Source organism: Frankia sp. CoWAU3 (assembly GCF_977971855.1).
Map to the genome: position 1 here is coordinate 1 of NZ_CDWWXB010000316.1, position 2,854 is coordinate 2,854.

General features: G+C 69.3%; 2 protein-coding genes and 1 pseudogene. 1 reads left to right on the top strand and 2 read right to left on the bottom strand.

Going from position 1 to position 2,854, the window contains the following annotated elements; all coding sequences use genetic code 11:
• Positions 1-406: 406 nt before the first annotated feature.
• A complete protein-coding gene (locus AC08ON_RS17810; RefSeq protein WP_476608661.1) occupies positions 407-2,308 on the bottom strand; it encodes a thiopeptide-type bacteriocin biosynthesis protein in 1,902 nt (633 codons plus the stop codon).
• A gap of 135 nt (positions 2,309-2,443) precedes the next feature.
• Here AC08ON_RS17810 and AC08ON_RS17815 point away from each other — a divergent pair, with 135 nt between their 5' ends.
• Positions 2,444-2,641 carry a hypothetical protein gene (locus tag AC08ON_RS17815; protein WP_476617407.1) on the top strand — a complete coding sequence of 66 codons (198 nt, stop codon included), beginning with the start codon at positions 2,444-2,446 and terminating at the stop codon, positions 2,639-2,641.
• On the opposite strand, the pseudogene AC08ON_RS17820 reads toward AC08ON_RS17815, so the two are convergent.
• Positions 2,630-2,806 (bottom strand): annotated as a pseudogene (locus AC08ON_RS17820) (lanthionine synthetase); the annotation flags it as partial. The gene AC08ON_RS17815 and the pseudogene AC08ON_RS17820 sit on opposite strands and share 12 nt — an antisense overlap.
• Between the last annotated feature and the right edge of the window lie 48 nt (positions 2,807-2,854).

Here is a 2,854-nt window from a genome sequence, read left to right on the forward strand (position 1 = left end):
TGCGGCCGACCTGGCGACGACGACCGCTGGGTGTGCGGCGAATAGCCACAGCGTTCGCCCCGCAACACTTGGCGCCGATACGTCACAGCCCTACTGCGGGCCGTACCGCCCAGCCTGCCTTGCCGGATGCGCTTCGGCTCGATCCAACTCTAAAGTCGGAGCGCCTGCACAGCGTGATTTGACTAATTCTGACCAGAGCGTTGCGGCCAAGACGGATGGTCTAGACCGGCCCGAACGAACTATTGATCGCTGGGCGAGGAAACACAGCGACCGCTGTGCGTCGACCAGGCAGCGACGGAGCCCATACAGCCCTGGCAGCGAGTCGATGTCAGTCGATGATGGGTCGATCTCTCTACGCCCGCGGATGGCTTATCGGCACCCGCTTCGGGCCGCGCACGCTTGAGAGTCATGGTTTGGTGAGGGCGCTGACGGCGAGGGCGAGGGCGTCGACAAGCTGTTTGTGGAGCGCATCGGGGAGGTGGCCGCTGCCAAGCCCGGAGTGCCGTTGTGTTTCGGTGAAGAGGGCCAGTTGGTCGTCGCGTAGGTGGCTGCGGGCGGCTTGGTGGTTGAGGAGGTCGCGGGCGGCGTACGCGTCGCCGCTGCGCAGGGCGCTGCTGATGATCGTGCCGAGTGTGGGGCGCAGGTGCTGGGATGCGCCCGCGAGGTCGAGGAGACACAGGCCGAGCTGCGTGTGGAAGGTGCTGTGCCCAGGCGGGCCGGACATCGAGAGTTTGCTGACCACGCTCCAGCCGTCGCCAGCGGCCTCGCGACCTGTGAGGTGGTCGTGGAGGAGGCGGAGGCAGGTGGCGACGGCCTGTTCCCAGGGCTGGGTGATCGCTGTGGAGGCGAGGATCTGCTCGGCGGCTTGATGGTCTTGACGCGCGTGGTGGGCGAGGATCGCGGTCTGGCGGCCGTCGAGGAGGCGCTGCCCGACGCCTTTGTGACGGTGAAGGTGGTCGAGGGCTTCGGTCCAGCGGCCGGTGCGGGCCAGAGCACGGGTTCCGTCGGCGAGTAGGACGGTCCACAGCCAGCTAACGACCTGGAGATGGTCAGCTGGGGTGACGAAGTCATTGAAGGTGAGGGTTCGGCCATCAACGGTGGCCTCGGTCTTCGCTGCGACGGCGCTGTAGAGCGTGGCGAGGAGGCGGTAGGCGCCGAGACCGTCACCTGTGCGCAGCCGCAGCCGGGCTAGATTGATCAAGGGTTGGAGGGCGAGTTTCGCCGTTGCCCCGTCGAGAGGGCGGCGGAACGGAAGCGTGTCGATCTGGCGCCAGCAGAGGCTGTGGGCAAGGTCAGGCAGTCCGCAGTCGCTGGCAATCAGCGCTGCCAGGTTGTGGGCTTCGCCGGCGCGCAGAAGTGCGTTGTCGCCGCCCTCGGCGGCCTGGGCGGCGAGGGCTGCGACATGGGCGATCCGGGCGTCGAGGGCTGGGCAGGATGGCCGGTCACGGGGGACGAGGGGAAACCGTGGTGCGACGAGAGCGAACGTCGTGGGTGCCACATCTGTCGACGTGGTGAGGGCCATCGGGTCCCGCCTCTTCTCAGGGCTGCCAGCGGACGGTGAGTCGGAGGTGGGGATGCCGAGCCGGTTCCAGGCGAACAGGATGTGATGGGCGAGTACCGCGCGGAGGCCGCGGGTGAGTTGGCCCTGGTCGGCGAGGTTCGCGAGTGACCGCCCCGCGTGCCGGAACGCCGTTGGCCACGCCGGTAGCGCTTTGAGGGGCTGCACTGTGCGGGCGGCGAGAAGTTGCCGGACGGCGTTTCGGGCAGCCGCTGCGGCGGCGGGCTGCCGTGTGCTGGCCTGGCGAGTGCGGCGGTGGCCGGCGACGCGGGTCCAGACGTCACCTTGTTCGTAGTAGTCCTGGCCAGCGGCGTGTAGCAGTGCCGCGGCCAGCACGAGTCCGATCTCGGCCCGATGCTCAGGGCGGGCTCGGCCGAGGTGGGCGAGGACGTTGCGGCTGTCGTGGTGGAAGAGCAGATGCGCGACGTCCATGCCGGCGGGGCCGCCGAAGGCGTGGATCTCAGGCTCGTAGACGGCGGGTGCCCAGCGGTGGACCGCGTCACCGTTGAGCACGGCGCGGAGCCTGCTGTCGCAGAACTCCGCGGAGTTGTGCCCGTCGCGGCCGGGGCGCCAGCGGATCCGCCAGGACTCTGCCTTTCTGGTGAACCACCAGAGGCTGATCCCGTCCGTCTGCTCAGCTGTGGTCAGCAGTGGTGCCAGCTGGGTAACCCCCAGATGTTCGGCGGCACGCCAGTCCTGGCACCACACCGTCACCGCGGACCACGCGGACTCGGTGTCGGGAATGCTCACGCGCTGTCTCCCGAGCGCGGGGCTGGCACGGCCGCAGGAAGGTCGAGCAGGAGCGCGGTCTCCCAGACGGCGCCGGTGTCGGTCGTGATGGCGTGCAGGACCGCGGCGATGCCTGCCGCACCGTCGATGAGGCCGATGGGCCGCCAGCCGGCGCTGTGCGCTGTGCGCTGTGTCGAGGCTGTGCAGGAGCTGGTCAACCAGGTCGGGGAGGTGGCTGGCAAGCGGGTGGAAGCGGGCGTCGGTGGCGGCGCAGCGGACGGTGGCGACCAGGCCGGCCCAGCCGTGGCAGATCGCCGGGTCGACGAACCGGGCGAGCTGGGCGGTGTTCGTTAGGCAGGCTGCGAGAGCGTCCTCGGCGCGCTGTTGCTGGGTGGGGTCAGCCAGGGCGATGGCGGCGAGCTGCTGGGCGCGGGCCAGGCCGGGAGTGCCGTAACACCAGGACGCGCGTCCTGCGCCGGGTTGGTTCGGTCGACCCGCCAGCAGGTCACTGACGGTGATCCGTTCCGGCCACCAAGCTTGTCGTTTAACCTTCGGGTGTCACTCTGT

Excerpts from the sequence above, each read along its gene's own strand:
- AC08ON_RS17815 (WP_476617407.1), top strand. The coding sequence starts at position 2,444 with ATGGGCCGCCAGCCGGCGCTGTGCGCTGTGCGCTGTGTCGAGGCTGTG.